The 19568-nt window shown below is 61.8% G+C and carries 18 protein-coding genes; 16 read left to right on the top strand and 2 right to left on the bottom strand.

Going from position 1 to position 19568, the window contains the following annotated elements; all coding sequences use genetic code 11:
• Positions 1–216: 216 nt before the first annotated feature.
• From ACZZZ4_RS01410 to ACZZZ4_RS01395, 4 genes are all read left to right on the top strand, one after another.
• The gene (locus tag ACZZZ4_RS01410) at positions 217–876 is read left to right on the top strand and encodes a transglutaminase-like domain-containing protein (RefSeq protein WP_463547093.1); all 660 of its coding nucleotides are present in this window, start codon (positions 217–219) and stop codon (positions 874–876) included.
• A gap of 43 nt (positions 877–919) precedes the next feature.
• On the top strand, positions 920–1543 hold the full coding sequence (locus tag ACZZZ4_RS01405; protein ID WP_123443610.1) for a glutathione S-transferase family protein: 624 nt from the start codon (positions 920–922) through the stop codon (positions 1541–1543).
• Between the two features lie 133 nt (positions 1544–1676).
• A complete protein-coding gene (locus ACZZZ4_RS01400; RefSeq protein WP_095181611.1) occupies positions 1677–2609 on the top strand; it encodes an ABC transporter ATP-binding protein in 933 nt (310 codons plus the stop codon).
• The gene (locus tag ACZZZ4_RS01395) at positions 2606–3385 is read left to right on the top strand and encodes an ABC transporter permease (RefSeq protein ID WP_039760202.1); all 780 of its coding nucleotides are present in this window, start codon (positions 2606–2608) and stop codon (positions 3383–3385) included. Before ACZZZ4_RS01400 ends, ACZZZ4_RS01395 begins: the two co-directional genes overlap by 4 nt.
• A gap of 137 nt (positions 3386–3522) precedes the next feature.
• On the opposite strand, the gene ACZZZ4_RS01390 is transcribed toward ACZZZ4_RS01395, so the two are convergent.
• Positions 3523–4041, bottom strand: coding sequence for a DUF2062 domain-containing protein (locus ACZZZ4_RS01390; RefSeq protein WP_016770668.1), 519 nt, complete (start codon positions 4039–4041; stop codon positions 3523–3525).
• A 136-nt stretch (positions 4042–4177) separates the two neighbouring features.
• Here ACZZZ4_RS01390 and ACZZZ4_RS01385 point away from each other — a divergent pair, with 136 nt between their 5' ends.
• The 12 genes from ACZZZ4_RS01385 (at position 4178) to ACZZZ4_RS01330 (ending at position 15692) form a co-directional block, all read left to right on the top strand.
• Positions 4178–6412: a DNA internalization-related competence protein ComEC/Rec2 gene (locus ACZZZ4_RS01385; RefSeq protein ID WP_463547092.1), complete on the top strand. Its 2235-nt coding sequence runs from the start codon at positions 4178–4180 to the stop codon at positions 6410–6412.
• A 101-nt stretch (positions 6413–6513) separates the two neighbouring features.
• Positions 6514–7149 (top strand): MotA/TolQ/ExbB proton channel family protein, encoded by a 636-nt coding sequence (locus tag ACZZZ4_RS01380; RefSeq protein WP_016771007.1) that lies wholly within the window; start codon positions 6514–6516, stop codon positions 7147–7149.
• Positions 7146–7574 carry an ExbD/TolR family protein gene (locus ACZZZ4_RS01375; RefSeq protein WP_039760196.1) on the top strand — a complete coding sequence of 143 codons (429 nt, stop codon included), beginning with the start codon at positions 7146–7148 and terminating at the stop codon, positions 7572–7574. The genes ACZZZ4_RS01380 and ACZZZ4_RS01375 overlap by 4 nt, the downstream gene beginning before the upstream one ends.
• On the top strand, positions 7574–8584 hold the full coding sequence (gene lpxK / locus ACZZZ4_RS01370; RefSeq protein ID WP_463547091.1) for a tetraacyldisaccharide 4'-kinase: 1011 nt from the start codon (positions 7574–7576) through the stop codon (positions 8582–8584). The genes ACZZZ4_RS01375 and lpxK overlap by 1 nt, the downstream gene beginning before the upstream one ends.
• Before the next feature lie 23 nt (positions 8585–8607).
• A complete protein-coding gene (locus ACZZZ4_RS01365) occupies positions 8608–8793 on the top strand; it encodes a Trm112 family protein (RefSeq protein ID WP_003179363.1) in 186 nt (61 codons plus the stop codon).
• Complete coding sequence (gene kdsB / locus ACZZZ4_RS01360) at positions 8790–9554, top strand: 3-deoxy-manno-octulosonate cytidylyltransferase (RefSeq protein ID WP_095181614.1); 765 nt, start codon at positions 8790–8792, stop codon at positions 9552–9554. The genes ACZZZ4_RS01365 and kdsB overlap by 4 nt, the downstream gene beginning before the upstream one ends.
• Positions 9554–10018 (top strand): low molecular weight protein-tyrosine-phosphatase, encoded by a 465-nt coding sequence (locus tag ACZZZ4_RS01355; protein WP_463547090.1) that lies wholly within the window; start codon positions 9554–9556, stop codon positions 10016–10018. The genes kdsB and ACZZZ4_RS01355 overlap by 1 nt, the downstream gene beginning before the upstream one ends.
• Complete coding sequence (murB, locus tag ACZZZ4_RS01350; protein ID WP_463547089.1) at positions 10015–11034, top strand: UDP-N-acetylmuramate dehydrogenase; 1020 nt, start codon at positions 10015–10017, stop codon at positions 11032–11034. Before ACZZZ4_RS01355 ends, murB begins: the two co-directional genes overlap by 4 nt.
• Before the next feature lie 299 nt (positions 11035–11333).
• Positions 11334–11804, top strand: coding sequence for a (2Fe-2S)-binding protein (locus ACZZZ4_RS01345; RefSeq protein ID WP_039760186.1), 471 nt, complete (start codon positions 11334–11336; stop codon positions 11802–11804).
• On the top strand, positions 11801–14119 hold the full coding sequence (locus ACZZZ4_RS01340) for a xanthine dehydrogenase family protein molybdopterin-binding subunit (RefSeq protein ID WP_463547088.1): 2319 nt from the start codon (positions 11801–11803) through the stop codon (positions 14117–14119). Before ACZZZ4_RS01345 ends, ACZZZ4_RS01340 begins: the two co-directional genes overlap by 4 nt.
• Entirely contained in the window at positions 14119–15099 is a 981-nt protein-coding gene (locus ACZZZ4_RS01335) for an XdhC family protein (RefSeq protein WP_463547087.1), read from the top strand. Before ACZZZ4_RS01340 ends, ACZZZ4_RS01335 begins: the two co-directional genes overlap by 1 nt.
• Complete coding sequence (locus ACZZZ4_RS01330) at positions 15096–15692, top strand: nucleotidyltransferase family protein (protein WP_463547086.1); 597 nt, start codon at positions 15096–15098, stop codon at positions 15690–15692. Before ACZZZ4_RS01335 ends, ACZZZ4_RS01330 begins: the two co-directional genes overlap by 4 nt.
• Before the next feature lie 100 nt (positions 15693–15792).
• On the opposite strand, the gene rne is transcribed toward ACZZZ4_RS01330, so the two are convergent.
• Entirely contained in the window at positions 15793–19077 is a 3285-nt protein-coding gene (rne, locus tag ACZZZ4_RS01325; protein WP_463547085.1) for a ribonuclease E, read from the bottom strand.
• Between the last annotated feature and the right edge of the window lie 491 nt (positions 19078–19568).

Below are 19568 nucleotides of genomic sequence, written 5' to 3'. Positions count from 1 at the left end.
CCCTCCAGAGCTTAGACGGCATCTGCAAATAAGGGCGGTCAGAGCATGGTGATTGAAATCGTGGGAAACCCCGGATGGTTTTCGTAGGTTCGGTGGGCAACACGTGTGGGAAATCGTTCGTTGCTGCGCAGCTTTGCTTTCAGGTTTGGCCGAAACGTCGTTATCTCTGTGCTCAGGCTGTCGCTAGACTCGTGGCTTACCCAGGAGATTGCCGTCATGCACGAGTATCTGAGCCCCGGCCGCTTCATCGATAGTGACCACCCGGCGGTGGTGGAGTTCGCCGAGCAGCATCGCGGTGCCAGTAATGATCCGCGTGAGCAGGCGATCAGTCTTTATTACGCTGTGCGCGAGGCGGTGCGCTACAACCCGTACACCTTCAGCCGTGATCCGCAAACCCTGTGCGGCAGTTACGCACTGGCAGCGGGGGAGAGCTATTGCGTGCCGAAAGCCACCCTGCTCGCCGGTTGCGCGCGGCATTGCGGGATCCCGGCGCGCATCGGTCTGGCCGACGTACGCAATCATCTGTCGACGCCGCGTCTGCTCGAGTTGCTGAAAAGCGATGTGTTTGCCATGCATGGCTACACCGAGCTGTTTCTCGACGGCCGCTGGGTCAAGGCGACGCCAGCGTTCAACCAGCAACTGTGCGAGTTGTTCAACGTCGCAGCGCTGGAGTTCGATGGCATCAATGACAGCGTTTTCCACCCGTTCAACCGTGACGGCGCGCAGTTGATGGAGTATCTGATCGATCACGGCCAGTTTACCGATGTGCCGGAAACCTTCTTCTTCGAGCACCTGCAAAAGTGCTATCCGCATCTGTTCAGTGAGCAGTTGCCGGTGTTGCTGGGCGATATGCAGAGCGATTTGAGTCGCACCTGATCCGGCGTATGCTGGCCGTCCACTCACTTGCAAAGAGGCGGTCATGCTGAAGATCTGGGGACGGAAAAATTCATCGAATGTCAGAAAACCCTTGTGGGCTGCCGAAGAGCTGGGCCTCGCGTACGAGGCCATCGATGCCGGCGGCGCGTTCGGGGTGGTCGACACGCCCGAGTACCGCGCGATGAACCCGAATGGCCGGGTGCCAGTGATCGAGGATGACGGTTTCGTGCTGTGGGAATCCAACGCCATCGTTCGCTATCTGCTGGCCAAACACGCCCCGGACAGCGCCTGGTATCCGGCGGATGCGCAAGCCCGCGCCGCAGCGGACAAGTGGATGGACTGGACCACTTCCAGTTTCGCCGGGCCGTTTCGCACGGTGTTCTGGGGTGTGCTGCGCACGCCTGCCGAGAAGCAGGACTGGAAGGCGATCAACGCCGCGATCAAGGAATGCGATGAACTGCTGAACATGGCCGACCACGCCTTGATCAGCCAGCCTTATCTCTCCGGCAATGACATCGGCATGGGCGACATCCCGCTGGGCAGCTTCATTTATGCCTGGTTCGAAATGCCCATCGAGCGCGCCCCGCAACCGCATCTGCAAGCCTGGTATGAACGTTTGAAGCAGCGTGCGGCCTATCAGAAGGCGGTCATGACCGCGTTGACTTGATAATTACTATCGACACACTTGACTGTACTTGTGCGGCGGCGGCAAGCACCATTGCGAACGTGCGCCGCGGTTGTTTCCCTCGCCGCCCGCCCTTATCTATCCCTTTCCTTCCTTCTTGGTGCGTAAATCCGATATGAGTTCCGCTCTGTCCATCCGGCAGCTAACCAAAACCTACGGCAACGGGTTCCAGGCCTTGAGTGGTATCGATCTGGACGTCGCCGAAGGTGACTTTTTCGCCTTGCTCGGCCCTAACGGTGCCGGCAAATCCACCACCATTGGCATCCTCTCGACCCTGGTCAACAAGACCAGCGGTACCGTGAATATTTTCGGCAATGACCTGGACAAGAACCCGGCGGCGCTCAAGCGCTCGATCGGCGTGGTGCCGCAGGAATTCAACTTCAACCAGTTCGAAAAGACCTTCGACATCGTCGTGACCCAGGCCGGTTACTACGGCATTCCGGCGAAAGTCGCCAAGGAACGCGCCGAGCAGTACCTGACCCAGCTGGGCCTGTGGGACAAGCGCGATGTGCCGTCGCGTTCGCTGTCCGGCGGCATGAAACGTCGTTTGATGATCGCTCGTGCACTGGTGCACGAACCGCGTCTGCTTATTCTTGATGAACCGACTGCGGGCGTCGACATCGAGCTGCGCCGTTCGATGTGGACCTTCCTCACCGAGCTGAACCAGAAAGGCATCACCATCATTCTGACCACGCATTACCTGGAAGAGGCCGAGCAGCTGTGCCGCAACATCGGCATCATCGACCACGGCACCATCGTCGAAAACACCAGCATGAAACAGTTGCTGGGCCAGTTGCACGTGGAAACCTTTTTGCTCGACCTGAAACACGACTTGCACGTTGCGCCGCAATTGCTCGGCTACCCGGCCCGATTGCTCGACGGCCACACCCTGGAAGTGCAGGTCGACAAATCCATGGGCATCACGGCGCTGTTCACCCAGTTGGCGCAGCAGAACATCGAAGTGCTGAGCCTGCGCAACAAAACCAATCGCCTTGAGGAGTTGTTCGTGTCCCTGGTGGAGAAAAATCTGTCGAAGGTGGCGGTATGAGTTCCGAGTTCGGTCCCAACCTCGTCGCCCTGCAAACCATCGTCTACCGCGAGGTCAAACGCTTCATGCGGATCTGGCCGCAGACGTTGCTGCCGCCGGCGATCACCATGGTTCTGTACTTCGTGATCTTCGGCAACCTGATCGGCCGACAGATCGGCGACATGGGTGGCTTCACCTACATGGAGTACATTGTGCCGGGCCTGATCATGATGTCAGTGATCACCAACTCCTATGGCAACGTGGTCTCGAGCTTTTTCGGCAGCAAGTTCCAGCGCTCGATCGAAGAGTTGATGGTCTCGCCGGTGTCACCGCACACGATCCTGATCGGCTTCACCATTGGTGGTGTATTGCGCGGTCTGGCGGTGGGTCTGATCGTGACGATTCTGTCGCTGTTCTTCACCGATTTGCAGGTGCATCACCTCGGCGTGACCATCCTGGTGGTGGTGCTGACCGCGACAATTTTCTCGCTGCTGGGCTTCATCAACGCGGTGTTTGCGCGCAACTTCGATGATATTTCGATCATTCCGACGTTTGTGCTGACCCCGCTGACTTACCTGGGTGGCGTGTTCTATTCGATCACATTGCTGCCACCGTTCTGGCAGACCGTGTCGCTGGCCAACCCGGTGCTGCACATGGTCAACGCCTTCCGCTACGGCATCCTGGGTGTCTCGGATATCCGCATCGGCATCGCCATTACCTTCATGCTGGTGGCGACCGTGGTGCTGTATCTCGGCTGTGCGCGGTTGCTGGTGAGCGGGCGCGGGATGCGTACCTGATCCGACCGCGTCGCTTTCTTCGCGAGCAGGCTCGCTCCCACATTGGAATGATGTTCTCTGTGGAGCGAGCCTGCTCGCTAAGGGGCCAGCCCAGACACAACAAAAAACGGCCTCCCATCGCGGAGGCCGTTTTGCATTCATTTCTGCCGGCTTTTCTTGCGCCGCCGCCATTGCCGCGCCACCCACCAGCGCCAGTACAGCATCACCAGAAAGTAGGCGAGGACGCCCAGCACCAGACCGACGACCACCGAGCCGAGCAAAAACGGCTGCCACAATGTCGACAATTCGCCGCTGATCCATTCCCAGGTCAGCTCGTCCGGCAGATGCCGCGCCGGCACATCCATCAGGAACGCCCCGGCCTGGTAGGTGCAGAAAAACACCGCCGGCATGGTGATCGGATTGGTCAGCCAGACCAGACTCACCGCGATCGGCATATTGCCGCGCACCATCACCGCCAATGCCGCCGCCACCAGCATCTGTGCCGGGATCGGCAGGAATGCCGCAAACAAACCGACCGCCATCGCCCGGGCGACCGAGTGGCGATTGAGGTGCCAGAGGTTCGGGTCATGCAGCAACGTGCCGAGAAAGCGTAAGGATTTGTGTTCCCTGATGCTCGTCGGGTCGGGCATGTAGCGTTTGAATAAGCGCCGGGGCATAAGGCTTCTCGGTCGGTTAAGGCGGCAAGTATGTCTGGATTCTACGAACCGCCCATTCAGACTTTGTGACAATTGTTGACGACGGTGGTGCCGCAGACCCGCTATGCCTAAGGAGGGAACTCTCAAGGACGGGCATATGCGCACAGGGATGATGGCGCTGGCAGTCGGTCTGCTGGCCCCGGTTTTTTTGCCGGCCTTGCCGCCGGTCGGCTTGCTGGCAGTGCTGCCAGTGGTGGCGCTGATGCTGCTGCCGTTTCGCAGCTATCCATTGGCATGTTTGCTGTTTGGCTTTACCTGGGCCTGCGTTAGCGCGCAGTGGGCGCTGAATGACCGCTTGCCACCGAGTCTGGACGGCGAAACCCGTTGGCTCGAAGGGCGTGTGGTCGGCTTGCCGCAGCACGGCGACGGTGTGGTGCGTTTCGAGCTGGCCGATGCGCACTCACGGCACGAGAAACTTCCATCGCTGCTGCGCCTGGCCTGGTATGCCGGGCCGCCGGTCAATAGTGGTGAGCGTTGGCGCCTGGCCGTGAAGTTGAAGCGCCCGGGTGGCTTGCTCAATCCCGACGCCTTCGATTACGACGCGTGGCTGCTGGCACAGCGCATCGGTGCAACCGGGACGATCAAGGATGGCCAGCGTCTGGCTGAGGCCCGGCATGCCTGGCGCGACGGTGTTCGGCAGCGCCTGCTGGCCGTGGATGCGCAAGGGCGAGAGGGTGCGCTGGCAGCGCTGGTGCTCGGCGACGGTTCAGGCCTCAGTCGCGAGGATTGGCAGGTGCTGCAAGATACCGGCACCGTGCATTTGCTGGTGATCTCCGGCCAGCACATCGGTTTGCTGGCGGCGGTGATGTATATGCTGGTCGCCGGGCTGGCGCGTTTCGGAGTCTGGCCGTTGCGCTGGCCATGGTTGCCGTGGGCGTGTGGCCTGGCCTTCGCGGCGGCGCTGGGTTACGGCTTGCTCGCCGGTTTCGATGTGCCGGTGCAGCGCGCCTGCGTGATGGTGGCGCTGGTGCTGCTGTGGCGCCTGCGTTTTCGTCATCTCGGCGCATGGTGGCCGTTGCTGCTGGCATTCAATGGCGTGCTGCTGCTTGATCCGCTGGCCAGCTTGCGTCCCGGCTTCTGGCTGTCCTTCGCCGCAGTGGCGGTGTTGATCTTCACCTTCGGCGGGCGGCTGGGCGCTTGGCGGTGGTGGCAGACCTGGACTCGCGCGCAGTGGCTGATCGCGATCGGTTTGTGTCCGGTGTTGCTGGCGCTGAGCTTGCCGATCAGCGTCAGCGGGCCTGTAGCCAATCTGCTGGCGGTACCGTGGGTCAGCCTCGTGGTGTTGCCGCCGGCGTTGCTCGGCACGCTATTGCTGCCCGTGCCTTATGTTGGCGAAGGGCTGCTGTGGCTGGCCGGTGGTTTGATCGACTGGCTGTTTATCGGGCTGGCGCTGATTGCCGGGCAATGGCCGGCGTGGATACCCGCCGCCATTCCATGGTGGGCGTTGGTCCTGGGCAGCCTTGGCGCGTTGTTATTGCTGTTGCCCCGTGGCGTGCCGTTGCGCCCGTTTGGCTGGCCGCTGCTGTTGCTTCTGGTGTTGCCGCCCCGAGAGCGGATGGAGGAAGGCCGAGCCGATGTCTGGCAACTCGATGTTGGCCAGGGCCTGGCCATCCTTGTTCGCACCCGCCATCACGCATTGCTCTATGACGCCGGCCCGCGTTTCGGCGAGTTCGATCTCGGTGAACGAGTGGTGTTGCCTGCGTTACGCAAACTCAATGTGCAAGCGCTCGACCTGATGCTGCTCAGCCATGCCGACGCCGATCACGCTGGCGGCGCCAGGGCGGTTATGCGTGGATTGAATGTGCACCGTGTCGTCAGTGGCGATGCGCCAAACCTGCCGCCGGAGCTGAACGCCGAAGCCTGCGCCAGTGGCGAACAATGGCAGTGGGATGGCGTGCAGTTTCAGCTCTGGCAGTGGTCGGCGGCCGATGACAGCAACCAGCGCTCCTGTGTCTTGCAGATCGAGGCCAACGGCGAACGCCTGCTGCTCACTGGCGATATCGACACTCATGCCGAGCGCGTCCTGCTCGACAGCCCACTGGCCGTGCCGACGCAGTGGCTGCAATCGCCACATCACGGCAGCCGCAGTTCATCGTCGATGGCCCTGCTCAAAACCTTGCAGCCCGAAGCGGTGCTGATCTCCCGCGGCCACGGCAACTCCTTCGGTCATCCGCATCCAACCGTGCTTGCGCGCTACCGCAAGCAAGGCCTGCGCATCTACGACAGCGCCGAGCAAGGTGCCATTCATTTGCAACTGGGCAGCTTCAAGCCGCCGTGGACGATGCGTCAACAGCGGCGGTTCTGGCGCGATCCGCCGGTGGCTGGCCGTTGATCGGTGCCAGCATGGGTGCCACCTCACGGTCGTCGGGGCGGCGGGTCTTAATCGCGAATCGGTATGGTAAAGTGGCGCACTTTTTCGAGGGGACTGTCACTGTGTGGGAATTGGTCAAATCCGGCGGCTGGATGATGTTGCCGATCATTCTGAGTTCCATCGCGGCCATGGCGATCGTCGCCGAGCGCCTGTGGACACTGCGCGCCAGTCGCGTCACCCCCGAGCATCTGCTGGGTCAGGTCTGGGTCTGGATCAAGGACAAGCAGCTCAACAAGGAAAAACTCAAGGAATTGCGCGCCAACTCGCCGCTGGGGGAAATCCTCGCCGCAGGCCTGGCCAATTCCAAGCATGGCCGCGAGATCATGAAAGAGTGCATCGAAGAGGCCGCCGCGCGGGTCATTCATGAACTCGAACGCTACATCAACGCCCTCGGCACCATCGCCGCCATGGCGCCGCTGCTCGGCCTGCTCGGCACTGTGCTGGGCATGATCGACATTTTCAGTGCCTTCACCGGGTCCGGCATGACCACCAATGCTTCGGTACTGGCCGGCGGTATTTCCAAAGCACTGATCACTACCGCAGCGGGCCTGATGGTCGGGATTCCAGCGGTGTTCTTCCACCGCTTCCTGCAACGCCGCATCGATGAGCTGGTGGTCGGCATGGAGCAGGAAGCAATCAAACTGGTGGAAGTGGTGCAGGGCGACCGTGATGTGGATCTGGCCGAGGGCAAAGCGTGAAATTCCGTCGCAAGCCCCGGGAAACCGTAGACATCAACCTCGCGTCGCTGATCGACGTGGTGTTTATCCTGCTGCTGTTTTTCGTGGTCACTACCACCTTCACCCGCGAAACCCAGTTGCGCGTGGATCTGCCGGAAGCGGTGAGCGGTTCGCCTGCCGAAGATCAGCAGGTCAAACAGCTGGACGTCGCGATCAGTGCCGAAGGCGTGTTCTCGGTGAACAACAAGATTCTGCCGAAGAATGACCTGCCGACGCTGATGGAAGCCATGCAGAAAGAATCCAATGGCGACACCAGCATGCCGTTGTCGATCAGTGCCGACGGCAAGGCCCAGCATCAATCGGTGATCACCGCCATGGACGCGGCCGGCAAGCTCGGTTTCAGCCATCTGCGCATGACCACGGTCGAGGCGGCGCCGAAATCCTGATGAGCCTGTCTGATCGCCTGCTCGCCGCGTGGTATCAGGGGCATCCGGCCCTGACGCTGCTGCGGCCGCTGGAAATGCTGTATCGCCGCGTGGTGATCAACAAGCGTCAGCGCTTTCTCGACGGCGAAGGTGAAATCTACCAATCGCCGGTGCCGTTGATCGTCGTCGGCAATATCACCGTTGGCGGTACCGGCAAGACGCCGATGATTCTCTGGCTGATCGAACATTGCCGACGCCGTGGACTGCGCGTTGGAGTTGTCAGTCGCGGTTACGGCGCCAAGCCGCCGCAATTGCCATGGCGGGTTGAGGCCGAGCACAGCGCCGAGATTGCCGGTGACGAGCCGTTGCTGATCGTCCAGCGCACCGGCGTGCCGCTGATGATCGATCCCGATCGAAGCGCCGCCGTCAAAGCCTTGATTGCCAGTGAGCCACTGGACCTGATTCTGTCTGACGACGGCATGCAGCATTATCGTCTGGCGCGGGATCTGGAACTGGTGCTGATCGATGCGGCCCGGGGGCTGGGCAACCAGCGCTGTCTGCCGGCCGGGCCGTTGCGGGAGCCGGTCGAGCGCTTGCAAAGCGTCGATGGCGTGCTGTTCAACGGCGCCCTTGATGATCGCGACGATGGTTTCGCCTTTCGCCTGCAACCTACGGCGCTGGTCAATTTGCGCAGCGGCGAACGTCAGTCGCTCGAGCATTTTCCGCCCGGGCAAACGCTGCATGCGGTGGCCGGCATCGGCAATCCGCAACGTTTCTTCAATACCCTTGAAGCGCTAGACTGGCGCCCGGTTCCGCATGCTTTTGCCGACCACGCCGAGTACAGCCTGCAGGCGTTGAATTTCACCCCGTCATTGCCGTTGGTGATGACCGAAAAGGACGCGGTGAAGTGCCGTGCCTTTGCCGCTGCCGATTGGTGGTATCTGGCGGTCGATGCCGTGCCGTCGCCAGCCTTTGTGGCCTGGTTCGATACTCAGCTGATGCGCCTGTTGCCGGATCGTCTGCTGCCTTAACTCTTTTATTTCTGGGAATGTTCATGGACACCAAACTGCTCGACATCCTCGCTTGCCCCGTGTGCAAAGGCCCGCTGAAGCTCAGCGCCGACAAGACCGAACTGATCAGCAAGGGCGCGGGCCTGGCCTATCCGATCCGCGACGGCATCCCGGTGATGCTGGAAAGCGAAGCGCGCACCCTGACCACCGACGAGCGTCTGGATAAATGACCACAGCCTTCACCGTTGTCATTCCGTCGCGATTCGCCTCGACCCGTCTGCCGGGCAAGCCGTTGCTGGATATTGCCGGCAAGCCGATGATCCAGCATGTCTGGGAACAGGCGAGCAAAAGCAGCGCGACCCGCGTCGTTGTTGCAACTGACGATGCGCGCATCGTCGAGGCGTGCAAAAGCTTTGGCGCCGAAGTGGTGCTGACCCGTGAAGATCACAACTCCGGCACCGATCGTCTGGCCGAGGTCGCAGCGAAACTCGGTCTTGCGCCTGATGCGATCGTGGTCAACGTCCAGGGCGATGAGCCGCTGATTCCGCCAAGCGTGATTGATCAGGTCGCCGCCAACCTGGCTGCCCATACCGAAGCGCGCATGGCCACGCTGGCCGAGCCGATCGAAGACGTGGAAACCCTGTTCAACCCCAACGTGGTCAAGGTCGCCAGCGACATCAACGGCCTCGCGCTGACCTTCAGCCGCGCGACCTTGCCGTGGGCTCGCGATGCGTTTGCCAAGAGCCGTGAGCAACTGCCGCAAGGCGTGCCCTATCGCCGTCACATCGGCATCTATGCCTATCGCGCCGGGTTCCTTCAGGATTTCGTCAACTGGGGCCCATGCTGGCTGGAAAACACCGAATCCCTCGAACAACTGCGTGCCTTGTGGCATGGCGTGCGCATCCATGTTGCCGACGCGCTGATCGCGCCGCCGACCGGCGTCGACACCGTCGAAGACCTTGAGCGGGTTCGTCGCCTGCTGGGGGCCTGATGCGCGTTCTGTTCGTGTGCCTGGGCAACATCTGCCGTTCGCCCACCGCCGAAGGCGTGTTGCGCCACAAGTTGCGCGAAGCCGGATTGGCGGACGTGGTCGAAGTGGCCTCCGCGGGCACCGGTGACTGGCACGTTGGCAACCCGCCGGACAAGCGCAGCCAGGCCGCGGCGAAACTGCGCGGTTATGACCTGTCGACGCAACGCGCGCAACAGGTCAGCCGAGCCGATTTCGCCAGCTACGACCTGATTCTCGCGATGGATAACAGCAATCTGCGCAACCTCAAGGCCTTGCAGCCGTCCACCGGCAGGGCCGAGCTGGATCTGTTTTTGCGTCGTTATGCCGGGCTGCTCGATGAAGTGCCGGATCCGTATTACGACGGTGAACAAGGTTTCGAGCAGGTGCTCGATCTGATCGAAGCGGCCTGCGACCAGTTGCTGATCGAAGTGAAGGGCCGTTTATGAGTTTGCAGGTGCAACCGCAAGTATCTTTGCAGGCCTTCAATACGTTTGGCGTCGATGTGCGCGCGCAGCTATTTGCCGAAGCCCGCAGCGATGAAGATGTCCGCGAAGCGCTGGCCTATGCCGCGTCCCATGACGTGCCGTTGCTGGTGATCGGCGGCGGCAGCAATTTGCTGCTGACGGCGGATATTCCGGCGCTGGTGTTGCGCATGGCTACACGCGGCATCCGCGTGCTCAGCGACGATGGCAGTCGCGTGGTGGTCGAGGCGGAAGCGGGCGAACCGTGGCACCCGTTCGTGCAGCAAACGCTGGCCCAGGGTTTTGCCGGGCTGGAAAATCTCAGCCTGATTCCCGGCACCGTCGGCGCCGCGCCGATGCAGAACATCGGTGCCTATGGTGTCGAGATCAAGGACGTGTTTGCCGGCCTCACCGCGCTGGATCGCGAGAGCGGCGAGTTGCGGGATTTCAGCCTGGAGCAATGCAACTTCGGCTACCGCGACAGCCTGTTCAAGCAACAGCCGGGACGTTGGCTGATCCTGCGGGTGCGCTTCACGCTTGATCGCGCAGCGCACCTGCATCTGGAATACGGCCCGGTGCGTCAACGCCTGAGCGAGCTGGGCATCGAACAGCCGACGCCCAGCGACGTCAGCCGCGCCATCTGCAGCATCCGCAGCGAAAAACTGCCGGACCCGGCGGTGCTCGGCAATGCCGGCAGCTTTTTCAAGAATCCGCTGGTGTCCGCCGCTGTGGTCACGCAGATCAAAGCGCAGCACCCGGATCTGGTGGCTTACCCGCAAGCGGACGGACAGATGAAACTGGCCGCTGGCTGGCTGATCGAACGCGCAGGCTGGAAAGGTTTTCGCGACGGCGATGCCGGCGTGCACAAGTTGCAGGCATTGGTGCTGGTCAACTACGGCACGGCGACCGGCCTGCAACTGCTCGACCTGGCGCAGCGTATCCAGAAAGACATCGCCGAACGGTTTCATGTCGAATTGGAAATGGAGCCCAATCGGTATTGAGGCAGCTGCAAGCTTCAAGCTTCAAGCTTCAAGCTTCAAGCTACACTGCGTCATGAGCGCCAAGCCGCTTCTACTTGCAGCTTGTAGCTAGAAGCTTGCCGCTAAAAAGCCCTGTTTAAGCAGGGCTTTTTTGTTAATGCTGGGTTAACTTAGCCAGCTAACGATACCAATCATTTGCTCCACCCAAGACGCGGTTGCGAGCTGCAAGCGAATCAGACACGCCTTCACTTGTAGCTTGCAGCTCGAAGCTTGCCGCTAAGATGTTACCCATAACCACTAAAAAATATGCGGGCGTGCCCATGATTACCCTGAAACTCAACGGTCAAGACCACTCTCTCGATGTCACTGAAGACATGCCGCTGTTGTGGGCGATTCGTGACGTCGCCGGATACAACGGCACCAAATTCGGTTGCGGCATGGGCCTGTGCGGCGCCTGCACCATCCATATCGACGGCTTGCCGGCACGCAGTTGCATCACGCCGATCGGCTCGGTGATCGGCCAGAACGTCACCACCATCGACAATCTCCATGCCGACCCGGTCGGCAAGGTCGTGCAGCAAGCCTGGCTCGACAGCGCTGTGGCTCAATGCGGTTATTGCCAGGGCGGGCAGATCATGTCGGCCACCGCTCTGCTGAAAACCAACCCCAACCCGAGCGACGAGCAGATCGAAGAAGCCATGGTCGGCAACATCTGCCGCTGCGGCACCTACAACCGGATCAAGACCGCGATCCGCCAGGCCTCCACCCAACTGAAGGGGGTGAAGGCATGAGCCGCGTCCCGAATGATTTCGCCCTGAGCAACCTCAGCCGTCGTGGTTTTCTCAAAGGCGTCGGCGCCACCAGCGCGCTGGTCCTCGCCGCGAGCTGGGGCTGGCAGGATGCGCTGGCCGATGACGCGAAGAAGTTTGGCGCCGATGGCATGCCCAATGGCTGGATCGACGATCCCAAGGTCTACGTGAGCATTGCTGCCGATGGCAGCGTCACCGTGGTGTGCAACCGTTCGGAAATGGGCCAGGGCGTGCGCACCAGCCTGAGCATGGTGGTTGCCGATGAACTTGAGGCCGATTGGGCTCAGGTCAAAGTGCAGCAGGCGCCGGGTGACGAAGTGCGCTTCGGCAACCAGGACACCGATGGTTCGCGCAGCATGCGTCACTGGTACGAGCCGATGCGTCGTTGCGGCGCCGCGGCGCGAACCATGCTCGAACAGGCCGCTGCTGCGCAGTGGAAAGTGCCGGTTGGCGAATGCCATGCGCAATTGCACAAAGTCATTCACAAACCGTCCGGCCGCGAACTGGGCTACGGCGAACTCGCCGCTGCCGCCAGTGCGCTGGCAGTACCGGCGCGTGACAGCCTGCGACTCAAGCAGCCGTCGGAATTTCGCTACATCGGTAAGGAAGGCACCAAGGCCATCGACGGTGCCGATATCGTCAATGGCCGCGCTGTGTACGGCGCTGACGTGCATTTCGACGGCATGCTCTACGCCACCATCGCTCGTCCGGCGGTGTATGGCGGCAAGGTCAAAAGCCTCGATGACAGCGCCACACTGAAAGTCCCCGGCGTGCTAAAAGTCATGCAGATTGAAGGCCGACCGTTGCCGTCGGAGTTTCAGCCACTGGGCGGCGTCGCGGTTGTGGCCAGCAACACCTGGGCGGCGATCAAGGGCCGCGAGGCGCTGAAGATCGAGTGGGATGACGGCCCGAATGCCAGTTATGACTCGATTGCCTATCGCAAAGAGCTTGAAGCCGCGTCGCTGAAGGCCGGCAAAGTGGTGCGTAACACCGGTGATATCGACAAGGCCTTGAGCGGCGCCGCCAGCACGCTCGAAGCCTCGTATTACCTGCCGCACCTGGCGCAGGCACCGATGGAACCAATGGTCGCCATCGCGCGATTCAAGGACGGCGTCTGCGAAGCCTGGGCGCCGAGTCAGGCACCGCAGGTCACCCGCGAGCGCATCGCCGAACGCCTGGGCGTGCCGTTCGAAAAGGTCACCTTCAACGTAACGTTGCTGGGCGGTGGTTTCGGGCGCAAGTCGAAACCGGACTTCGTCGTCGAAGCGGCGATTCTCGCCAAGGAGTTCCCGGGCAAGGCTGTACGGGTGCAGTGGACCCGCGAAGACGACATCCACAATTCGTATTTCCACACGGTGTCGGCGGAATATCTGAAAGCGGGCATCGACAAGAACGGCCTGCCGTCCGGGTGGCTGCATCGCACCGTGGCGCCAAGCATCACTGCGTTGTTTGCGCCGGACATGAACCACGAGGCCGCGTTCGAGTTGGGCATGGGCTTTACCAATATGGCCTATGCGATTCCCAACGTGCGCCTGGAAAACCCCGAAGCCAAGGTGCACACGCGGGTCGGCTGGTATCGCTCGGTGTCGAACATTCCCCACGGCTTCGCAATTCAGAGCTTCGTCGATGAACTGGCGCACAAGGCCGGGGAAGATCCGCTCAAGTACCAGATCAAATTGCTCGGCCCGGATCGGCAGATCGATCCACGCACCTTGAGCGAGGAGTGGAACTACGGGGAATCGCCCGAGCGTTATCCGATCGACACCGGGCGCATGCGCACGGTGCTGGAAACTGCCGCCAAGGCCGCCGGTTGGGGGCGCAAGCTGCCAAAGGGCCGTGGGCTCGGTCTGGCGGTGCATTACAGCTTCGTCACCTATGTGGCGGCAGTGATCGAAGTCGAGGTCAAGGACGACGGTTCGCTGATCGTGCACAAGGCCGACATCGCCGTCGACTGCGGGCCGCAGATCAACCCTGAGCGCATCCGTTCGCAGTTCGAAGGCGCGTGCGTCATGGGCCTGGGCAACGCTGTACTCGGCGAAATCAGCTTCAAGGACGGCAAGGTCCAGCAGGACAACTTCCATATGTACGAGGTCGCGCGCATGTCGCTGGCGCCCAAGGAAGTTGCGGTGCATCTGGTCACGCCTCCAGGTGACGTGCCGTTGGGTGGCGTCGGTGAGCCGGGTGTGCCGCCGATTGCCCCGGCGCTGTGCAATGCGATCTTCGCCGCCACCGGCAAGCGCATCCGCAATCTGCCGGTGCGGTATCAGTTGCAAGGCTGGCAGAAGGCGCAAGCGTAATGGACAGCGTCGATCTCAACGTCCTGCGCAGCGTCCTCGAGTGGCGCCGTGCCGGGCAGCGGGTGGTGCTGTTCAGCGTGGTGCAGACCTGGGGCACCGCGCCGCGCTCGCCCGGCGCCATGCTCGCCTTGCGCGAGGATGGTGTGGTGATCGGTTCGGTGTCAGGCGGCTGTGTCGAAGATGACTTGATCGCGCGGCTGCACGACGGTCGCATCGCCACCGATGGTCTGCCGGTGCAGATGATTACTTACGGCGTGACCCGCGAGGAGGCTGCGCGTTTCGGTCTGCCTTGCGGCGGCACCCTGCGCCTGACCGAAGAGCGCGTCGGCGACCCGGCGTGGGTGGCCGAGTTGCTGCAGCGTTGCGAAAACCATGAAATCGTTGCCCGTGAACTGAACATCGAAACCGGCGCGGTACTGCTGGCACCGGCCACTAAATCCGACTCGCTGGTATTCGACGGCAAAGTCCTGCGAGCGATTTACGGCCCGCGCTGGCGCCTGTTGTTGATCGGCGCCGGGCAGTTGTCGCGCTACGTCGCCGACATGGCGCGGCTGCTGGATTTCGAAGTGCTGATCTGCGACCCGCGCAGCGAGTTCGTTTACGGCTGGGAAGAGCAGCACGGCCGTTTCGTTCCCGGTATGCCGGACGAGGCGGTGTTGAACATCCAGACCGACGAACGCACGGCGATTGTCGCCTTGACCCACGATCCTCGCCTGGATGACATGGCTTTGCTCACTGCGCTCGACTCGCCGGCGTTCTACGTCGGTGCGCTCGGTTCGCGGGTCAACAGCCAGAAGCGCCGGGAAAATCTCGCTCAGATAGGCTTGTCGCAAGCGTCGATTGATCGCTTGCATGGGCCGATCGGCCTGCACATCGGCAGTCATTCGCCGGCAGAGATCGCCTTGTCCTTGCTGGCGGAAATTGTCGCGATCAAGAACGGTGTGGAGCTTAAACAGAAAAAACCGCTGGAGGGTGCATGAGCCAATCCATCGCAGTGATTGTGCTGGCGGCGGGCGCGGGCAATCGCTTTCGCCAGATTGCCGGCCCCGATAAAGACAAGTTGCTCGCTGACTGCACCGGGCGCGACGGCGCCGTGCGCTCGGTCGTCGAGCAGGTGCTGGTGAACCTGCCGGCCAGTCTCGACAAGCGCGTGTTGGTCACCACTGAAGCGCGACCGCAGGCGATGCGCATGGCCCAGGCTTACGGCTGCGACGTGGTGTCGATCGAATCGACCGGCATGGGCGACAGCATTGCCGCCGGTGTTGCCGCTTGCCCGGACGCTGATGGCTGGTTGATTGTGCTGGGCGATATGCCGTTTATCTTGCCGTCGAGTATCGAGCGAGTGGTCGCGGCGATGGCTGATGACGCGGTGAGCGTGCCGGTGCTGGATGGCGAGTTTGGTCATCCGGTAGGGTTTGGTCGTTCGTTTGGCGCGCAATTGCAGGCGCTGACCGGTGATCGTGGTGCACGGCCGTTGTTTGCGCAGGGTAGGGTGGTGGAAGTGGCGGTGGATGATCCTGGCGTGTTGTGGGATATCGATGTGCCTGAATCTCTGGTATTTCCTCGGCCCTGAGCCGTGTTGTATCCCTTGTGGGAGCGATGATGCTGGATTTCAGGCAATAAAAAGCCCCGCCAGGCTTTCACCGGGCGGGGCTTTTTAACGGCTTCAGGAATTACACGAGTGGTTTAGGCTCGTGCTCTTTTTCCTGAGCTTCTTCACGCTGCTCTACCGCGTCCTGAACGGAGCGTGGCGCTTCAGCGATCACCGCTTCAACCGATGCTTCTTCAGCGACCGGGGCAGGGGCTGCCTCGATCACTTCAGCTGCAGGGGCTGGTTCGGCAGCAACCGGAGCCGCAGCGGCAGCCAGTTCGGCTTCCTTCTGCAGACGCTCGGCTTCACGCTTGCGACGGCGCACTTCACGCGGGTCGTTTGGTGCGCGGCCGTTTGGCGTCAGGGCGCTGACCGGAGCCGGCGCTTCAACCACTGGCGCTGGCGCTTCGACTGCGGCTGGCGCTTCTTCAACCTGAGCTTCGGCAACCGGAGCTTCAACAACTGGTGTCGGCGCCGGCTCTGCTGCTGCAACTACTGGCTCGGAAACCATGGCTTGCGGCACTTCGGCTTCAGCGACTGGCGCTGGAACTTCGGTCACAGCTGGCTCGGCAACCCAGTTGAACGCAGTCTGCTCTTCGCGAACTTCACGCACGGTTTTGGTCACGTTTTCGCTGACGGTTTCTACCGCTGGCTCAGTGACGGCCGCTGGTGCTTCGACGACAGCTTCCGGTTCGGCAGTTGCTTCAGCCTGAGGCTGAGCTTCGCGGACCGGAGCGACTTCGATTTCCGGTGCAGCAGTCACTTCTACAGCAGTGGTGGCTTCGACAACCGGCGCTTCGACTGGAGCAGTTTCCAGTGTGGCGGCAGTGGCGCGTTCAGCCTGCTCGTGAGCTTGGGCTTCTGCCGGAGCGCTGATGGTGCTGCTGGCAACGGCAGTGGTGACGGCCAGGCCAGCGGCCAGATCGGCAGTGCTTGGCTCGCCAGCGTTTTCAGCGGACTCGGACTCTTCCGAACCTTCGATCACATTGCCATTGGCGTCACGTTGACGCTCGCGACGGTTGCTGCGACGACGCTGGCCACGGGAGCGACGACGTGGACGATCGCCTTCGGCGTTGTCCTGACCGTCTTCCGGCAGTTGCTCTTCGTTGTTGCTGTTCACTTCTTCTTCAGCGACGGCAGCAGCGGCCTGCTCGGAACGCGGTTGACGCTCTTCACGCGGCGGACGCGGAGCGCGTTCTTCGCGTGGCTGACGGGCCGGACGCTCTTCAGCGGTCACGGCTGCAGCGGCTGCAGCGGCTGCAGCGGCTGCGACTGGCGCGGCGTCCAGTGGCTCGCGCAGTTCACGCACGCGCTCTTCACGCTCGCCGCGCGGCTTGCGATCTTCACGCGGTGCGCGCGGTGCACGTTCTTCACGCGGGGCACGTGGTGCGCGCTCTTCGCGGGCTACCGGCGTTTCGCTGCGAGTTTCACGCGGCTCACGGGCTTCACGTGGCTGACGCTCTTCGCGCGGCTCGCGTGGGGCGCGTTCTTCACGTGGCGCACGCTCTTCGCGCGGCTTGCGTTCTTCATCGCGGCGACCGTTACGGTTGCGGCTCTGCTGACGACCGTTGCGGCGCTCTTCGTTGCGGGCAGGACGCTCGGTGGCAGCCGGTTTCGCAACGGCAACCGGTGCGGCTGGCTCTTCCTTGGTGGCGAACAGGCTGACCAGCGACTTCACCAGACCCTTGAACAGGCTTGGCTCAGGCGCGGCAACCGGTGCCGGAGCAGGTGCGGCAGGTGCAACTTCAGTCGGCACCGGTGCGTTGGCACGGGCCGGCGCAGTTTTCACTGCAGCTTCCTGGCGAACCAGGGTGCGGGTCGCAGCGGCTGGCTGGACTTCTTCGACTTCGGCAGCGGCCGCAGCGATTTCGTAGCTGGACTGGTTGGTCGCCGCTTCCGGGCTGTCGTCACGCAGGCGCTGAACTTCGAAGTGCGGCGTCTCGAGGTGATCGTTCGGCAGAATGACGATGCGGGCACGGGTGCGCAGTTCGATCTTGGTGATCGAGTTGCGTTTTTCGTTGAGCAGGAACGCAGCGACCGGGATCGGCACTTGCGCGCGAACTTCGGCGGTGCGGTCTTTCAGGGCTTCTTCTTCGATCAGGCGCAGGATGGCCAGCGACAGCGATTCAACGTCACGGATGATGCCGGTGCCGTTGCAACGCGGGCAGACGATGCCGCTGCTTTCGCCCAGCGATGGACGCAGGCGCTGACGGGACATTTCCAGCAGGCCGAAACGCGAGATGCGACCGATCTGCACGCGGGCGCGGTCGGCTTCCAGGCATTCACGGACTTTCTCTTCCACGGCGCGCTGGTTCTTGGCCGGGGTCATGTCGATGAAGTCGATGACGATCAGGCCGCCGATGTCGCGCAGGCGCAACTGACGGGCGATTTCTTCGGCGGCTTCAAGGTTGGTCTGCAGGGCGGTTTCTTCGATGTCGCTGCCTTTGGTGGCGCGCGCCGAGTTGATGTCGATGGACACCAGGGCTTCGGTCGGATCGATGACGATGGAGCCGCCGGAAGGCAGTTCAACGACGCGCTGGAATGCGGTCTCGATCTGGCTTTCGATCTGGAAACGGTTGAACAGCGGCACGCTGTCTTCGTACAGCTTGATCTTGCTGGCGTACTGCGGCATCACCTGACGGATGAAGGTCAGGGCTTCGTCCTGGGCTTCAACGCTGTCGATCAGCACTTCGCCGATGTCCTGGCGCAGGTAATCGCGGATGGCGCGGATGATCACGTTGCTTTCCTGATAGATCAGGAAAGGCGCGGAACGATCCAGCGAGGCTTCTTTGATGGCGGTCCACAGTTGCAGCAGGTAGTCGAGGTCCCACTGCATTTCTTCGCTGCTGCGGCCCAGGCCTGCAGTGCGCACGATCAGGCCCATATCGGCCGGAGCAACCAGACCATTCAGCGCTTCACGCAGTTCGTTGCGCTCTTCGCCTTCGATGCGACGGGAGATGCCGCCGGCACGCGGGTTGTTCGGCATCAGTACGAGGTAACGACCGGCCAGGCTGATGAAGGTGGTCAGGGCGGCGCCCTTGTTGCCACGTTCTTCTTTCTCGACCTGAACGATGACTTCCTGGCCTTCGCTCAGGACGTCCTTGATGTTGACGCGGCCTTCGGGGGCTTTCTTGAAGTATTCGCGGGAGATTTCTTTGAGGGGCAGGAAGCCGTGGCGCTCGGAGCCGAAATCGACAAAGGCAGCCTCAAGGCTTGGTTCGATGCGAGTGATACGGCCTTTATAGATGTTGGCCTTCTTCTGCTCGCGTGCACCGGATTCGATGTCCAGGTCGTAGAGGCGCTGGCCATCTACCAGTGCAACACGCAACTCTTCGGGTTGAGTTGCGTTAATCAGCATTCTTTTCATGTAGTACCGTCGGTTTCCGGGCTGCCGGAAACGGCGTTCGGCACACACGACTTCTCACGGTCGGTGTCAGGTGCGTCGGGAGTGGTTGGCCATTCCCGTGTCCAGCGATGTGCGACCAATTGGGCCGATACCGCGACGTACGCGTCCTGCTTGCTGTGGCTACTTAAGCACTCAGTCAGGAGGAGGAATCAACCAGCGGCTGTGGACGAGATGAAGCGTCTTGATCAAAGCTTGTTGCTACACAGTCCGGCGGTTGTGCATCTCCACCCTACACGTATCCCTGATAATTCGGGTGCTGCCGCGCGCAGAATCCGCAGCGGGTTGGCATTTACCGTGAGCTCCGAAAGGGGAGGTCACGCATCATGGCTAATTCAGGCGATGTTTCCGAAGCAATCGCTCGGGGTCATTCGCAGTCGACTGCACTTTGTGAACTGGCCTCGAATGTCGCCTGCCGGGCGAGTGAGAACTCTGCTCGGCGGTGTAATTCAGGC

Source organism: Pseudomonas sp. AC252 (genome assembly GCF_979258105.1).
The sequence above is the reverse complement of the archived record's forward strand: the minus strand, read 5'-3'. Positions and strand labels throughout refer to the sequence as shown.